Origin of the sequence: Mesorhizobium sp. M7A.F.Ca.CA.001.08.2.1 (assembly GCF_003998455.1) — a bacterium.
In the GTDB taxonomy this organism is placed as follows: domain Bacteria; phylum Pseudomonadota; class Alphaproteobacteria; order Rhizobiales; family Rhizobiaceae; genus Mesorhizobium; species Mesorhizobium ciceri.
Genome location: NZ_RZPW01000554.1, coordinates 1 through 4,315 on the forward strand (window position 1 = coordinate 1; position 4,315 = coordinate 4,315).

The following is a 4,315-nucleotide window of genomic DNA, read 5'->3' on the forward strand; positions in this document are numbered from 1 at the left end:
CGACAGGGTCTTGAGCTTCTGCCTGCGGCACACCTTCCTGGTGTTCCTCGTCTTCGTCGGCACCGCGGCAGCGTCGGTGTGGCTGATCCAGACTTCGCCGAAGGGTTTCTTCCCGCAGGAGGACATCGGCCAGATATCGGTGACCACCATCGCACGCCAGGACATCTCGTTCGACGCCATGTCCAGGCTGCAAGGGCAGGTCGCCAGCGTCTTCTCGCATTCGCCCTATGTCGACCATGTGGCGTGGTCGGCGGGCAGCGGCAACAACGCGCTCAACCAGGGGCAGCTTTTCGTCCAGCTCAAGGGCAAGGACCAGCGTCCCGATATAGAGAAGGTGCTTGCGGATCTGCGCAAGCAACTGGCCGGCGTGGCGGGCATCGAGACCTACATGCAGCCGGTGCAGAATTTGAGGCTGGGCTCGCGGTCGTCCGCAAGCGCCTACCAGCTCGTGGTTCAGGGCCTTGATACCGGCCTCACCGATATTTGGGCGCAGAAACTGAACGACGCGATGGCGGCCGACCATGCGAGCTTCACCGACGTCACGAGCGACCTGCAGAACAATGCGCTGCAGGCGACGCTGGTGGTGGATCGCGACAAGGCCGCCCAGCTCGGTATCGATACCGACACATTGCGCTCCGCCCTCTATGGCGGGTTCGGTACCGACCAGGTTTCGACCATCTTCGGTTCGGCCGACAGCTATGAGGTCATCACCGAGCTCGATCCCAAGATCGAGTGGTCGCCCGAGCGGATGCTGGCCATCCAGATGAGGACGGCGAGCGGCAGTCTTGTTCCGCTCGGCGCCTTCGCCCGCGTCGATCGCACGGCCGGCGCCCTGACCGTCAACCAGCTCGGCCAGCTTCCAGCCGTGACCATCTCCTACAATCTGCCGCAGGGCGTGGCGCTGGGCGACAGCGTGACGCGCATCAATGCGCTGAAAGAGCAGATCGGCATGCCGACGGTGATCTCGACGACCTTTGCCGGCACGGCCAAGACCTTCCAGGATTCGCTGGCCAACCAGGGTTTTCTGGTCGGCGGCGCAATCCTGACCATCTACATCGTGCTCGGCATCCTCTACGAAAGCTTCATCCACCCGCTGACCATCCTCACCGGCCTGCCGTCGGCCGTGCTGGGAGCGGTCGTTGCGCTGCGCTTCGCCGGCATGGATCTGTCGGTCATCGCGGTGATCGGCATCCTGATGCTGATCGGCATCGTCAAGAAGAACGGCATCATGATGGTCGATGTCGCGCTTGAGTTGCGACGAGAAGGCATGTCGGCGACCGAGTCGATCCACAAGGCCTGCCTGATGCGCTTCAGGCCGATCATGATGACGACGCTGGCGGCACTCATGGGCACGTTCCCGATTGCGCTCGGCACCGGCGCCAGCGCCGAACTGCGCCAGCCGCTGGGCGTTGCCGTTGTCGGCGGCCTGCTTGCCTCGCAGGCACTGACCCTGTTCGTGACGCCGGTGATCTATGTCTACATGGAGAATTTCTCGGGCTGGCTGGTCGGGCTTTGGTCGAAGCGCAAGGGCGAGCCGGGCTCGGTCGAAGCGGGGGATCAGCCCTCGCTGTTCAAGCCCAGGGAAGACATGCTGCCCGAGCCGCAGCGGGCGGCCGCCGAATAGGGGGTAGAGCTGGCGCCCTGTATCGCTGGCCCAAGGCGTTGCGCTTGCGGTGGCATCGCCGGAACCGTAATTTGCCGCCATGTCACACGATCATGACCACGACAACGAACTCGATCCGTTTGCCGCCCGCGTGCGTGCGCTGGAAACCATCCTGACCCAGAAGGGGCTGATCGATCCGGCGGCGATCGACGTCATCGTCGATACTTACGAGACGAAAATCGGTCCGCGCAACGGGGCCAGGGTGGTGGCGAAAGCCTGGCGCGATCCAGCCTATGCCGACTGGCTGAAGCGCGATGCGACGGCGGCGATCGGCTCGCTAAGCTATACCGGCCGCCAGGGCGAGCATATGCAGGCGGTGTTCAACACGCAGGACACCCATAATCTCGTCGTTTGCACACTGTGCTCCTGCTATCCGTGGTCGGTGCTTGGCCTGCCGCCGGTCTGGTACAAGGCGCCGCCCTATCGTTCGCGCGCGGTGATCGATCCGCGCGGCGTGCTGGAAGAGTTCGGGCTGACGCTGCCGGCGGACAAGAAAATCCGCGTCTGGGATTCCACTGCCGAGCTGCGCTATCTCGTCGTGCCGATGCGGCCCGAGGGTACCGAGGGCTGGAGCGAGGAGCGGCTGGCGGAGCTGGTCAGCCGTGACGCGATGATCGGCACCGGCCTGGCCCAAAGACCTGGAATAGAGGGGCAGCCGGCATGAACGGGCCGCAAGATCTCGGCGGACAGATGGGGTTCGGCCCGGTCGCGCCGGAAAAGGACGAACCTTACTTCCATGCCGCCTGGGAAAGGCGGGCGCTCGGCGTGACGCTGACTGCCGGCGCCATGGGCGCGTGGAACATCGACGAGAGCCGGCATGCACGGGAATCGCTGCATCCGGCTGTCTACTATTCATCGAGCTACTACGAGATATGGATCAAGGCGCTGGAGGTGCTGTTAAAGCGCCATGGCTTCGTCAGCCAGCGCGATCTCGAAGCGGGCAAGGCAGTCGATCCAGCAGCGACTCCCAAGAGGGTGCTGAAGGCGGAAAACGTGCCCGCAGTGCTGGCCAAGGGCAGCCCTTGCGACCGGCCGGTGGCGCAAGCGGCGCGGTTCAAGGCCGGAGACCCCGTGCGGACCAAGAACTTCAACCCGACCGGCCACACGCGGCTGCCACGCTACGCACGCGGCAAGCACGGCGTGGTCGAGGCGGTGCACGACGGTTTTGTTTTTCCCGACAGCAACGCGCATGGACACGGCGAAAATCCGCAATGGGTGTACACCGTGGTTTTCGAAGGATCGGAGATCTGGGGCGAGGGCGCCGACCCGACGCTAAGCGTGTCGATAGACGCCTGGGAGAGCTATCTTGAGCCTGCGTGAAGAACTGCCGCCAGGTTTCGACGAGCCGGTGTTCGCCGAGCCGTGGCAGGCCGAGGCCTTCGCCATGACGGTGGCGCTGCACGACAAGGGCCTGTTTTCGTGGAGCGAGTGGGCGCAGGCGCTGTCGAGCGAAGTGAAAAGACCGGGCGCCGCAGCGGACGGCCATGATTATTACGAACATTGGCTGGCGGCACTGGAAAGCCTGCTTGCCTCGAAGGGACTGGCTGCCAAGTCGGATGTCGACGCGATGGCTGAGGCATGGGAACGCGCCGCGCATGCCACCCCGCACGGCAAGCCGATCCTGCTGGAGAACGATCCTGGACCCTGACAGCAGGCTGCGAGCAGCCAGGCCAAAAAGATCAGTTTAGTCTTCCGTTATCTCAGTCCGGATTTCGCTCCTGCACTCAGTTGCAAATATTGGGGCCACCAGCGACCATATCCCCATGATGGAAAAGCCTGCCGCGCCCTGGCCTTTGCTGCAAATCGCGATCGAGCCGAAATCGAAGGCCGATCAGGAGCGGCTGCGTACCGCCTTGGCGAAGCTGGCGGACGAGGATGCTTTCTTCCGCGTCATGCAAGACGAGGAATCGGGCCAGACCATTATCGCCTTCATGGACGAACTCCACCTCGACATCATCATTGACCACCTGCGTCGCGAGTCCCAGGTCGATGTGAATATTGGTTCTCCACAAGTGGCCTATCGCGAGACGATCACCCGTACGCACAAGCAGGACTTCACGCACAAGAGGCAGTCCGGCGGCACCGGTCAGTTCGCCGGCGTCAAGATCATGTTCGAGCCGAACGCGGACAGCGCGGACTCCGTGTTCGAGTCCAGGATCGTCGGTGGTGCGCTTCATGGCGAATACATTGCGGGCGTCGAAAAGGGGCTGCGCAGCATATTGTCCTCAGGTCCATTTGCGGGCTTCCCGATGATCGGCGTCAAGGCGGTGCTGATGGATGGCGCTTTTCACGATACCGATTCCTCGGCTCTGGCTTTCGAGATCGCCGGCCGCGCCTGCTTTCGCGAAGCCGCGCCACGCCTCGGCGTGCAGTTGCTCGAGCCGATCATGAAGGTCGAAGTAATGACTTCAGCAACCCATGTCGGCAACGTCATCGCCGAACTGCAAAGCCGCCGTGGCCAGATCCTGAGTCGGGAAATCCGCGGCGTGGTCGTCGTCGTCAACGCGACAGTGCCGCTTAGAAATATGTCCAAGCTGGAGGATGCACTCCGGTCCTGTTCGAACGGGCAGGCACGGTTGAGCGTCAGCTATGCCGGATACGCTCCCGTTCCGCTACCACCCGACGACCGCGACCCGCGGGCCGCCATGGCCA

General features: G+C 63.4%; 4 protein-coding genes and 1 pseudogene. All 5 read left to right on the forward strand.

Annotated elements, in window-relative coordinates; all coding sequences use genetic code 11:
- On the forward strand, nt 1-1,624 hold a 1,624-nt coding region (locus tag EN914_RS26085; protein ID WP_164778908.1), incomplete at its 5' end, for an efflux RND transporter permease subunit.
- 79 nt (nt 1,625-1,703) lie between these two features.
- Nucleotides 1,704-2,327, forward strand: a complete 624-nt coding sequence (nthA, locus tag EN914_RS26090; protein WP_024501396.1) for a nitrile hydratase subunit alpha — start codon at nt 1,704-1,706, stop codon at nt 2,325-2,327.
- On the forward strand, nt 2,324-2,983 hold the full coding sequence (gene nthB / locus EN914_RS26095) for a nitrile hydratase subunit beta (protein ID WP_024501395.1): 660 nt from the start codon (nt 2,324-2,326) through the stop codon (nt 2,981-2,983). The genes nthA and nthB overlap by 4 nt, the downstream gene beginning before the upstream one ends.
- On the forward strand, nt 2,970-3,311 hold the full coding sequence (locus EN914_RS26100; protein WP_024501394.1) for a nitrile hydratase accessory protein: 342 nt from the start codon (nt 2,970-2,972) through the stop codon (nt 3,309-3,311). The genes nthB and EN914_RS26100 overlap by 14 nt, the downstream gene beginning before the upstream one ends.
- Before the next feature lie 115 nt (nt 3,312-3,426).
- A pseudogene (fusA, locus tag EN914_RS26105) lies at nt 3,427-4,315 on the forward strand (elongation factor G); the annotation flags it as partial.

Excerpts from the sequence above, each read along its gene's own strand:
- nthA (WP_024501396.1), top strand. The coding sequence starts at position 1,704 with ATGTCACACGATCATGACCACGACAACGAACTCGATCCGTTTGCCGCC.
- nthB (WP_024501395.1), top strand. The coding sequence starts at position 2,324 with ATGAACGGGCCGCAAGATCTCGGCGGACAGATGGGGTTCGGCCCGGTC.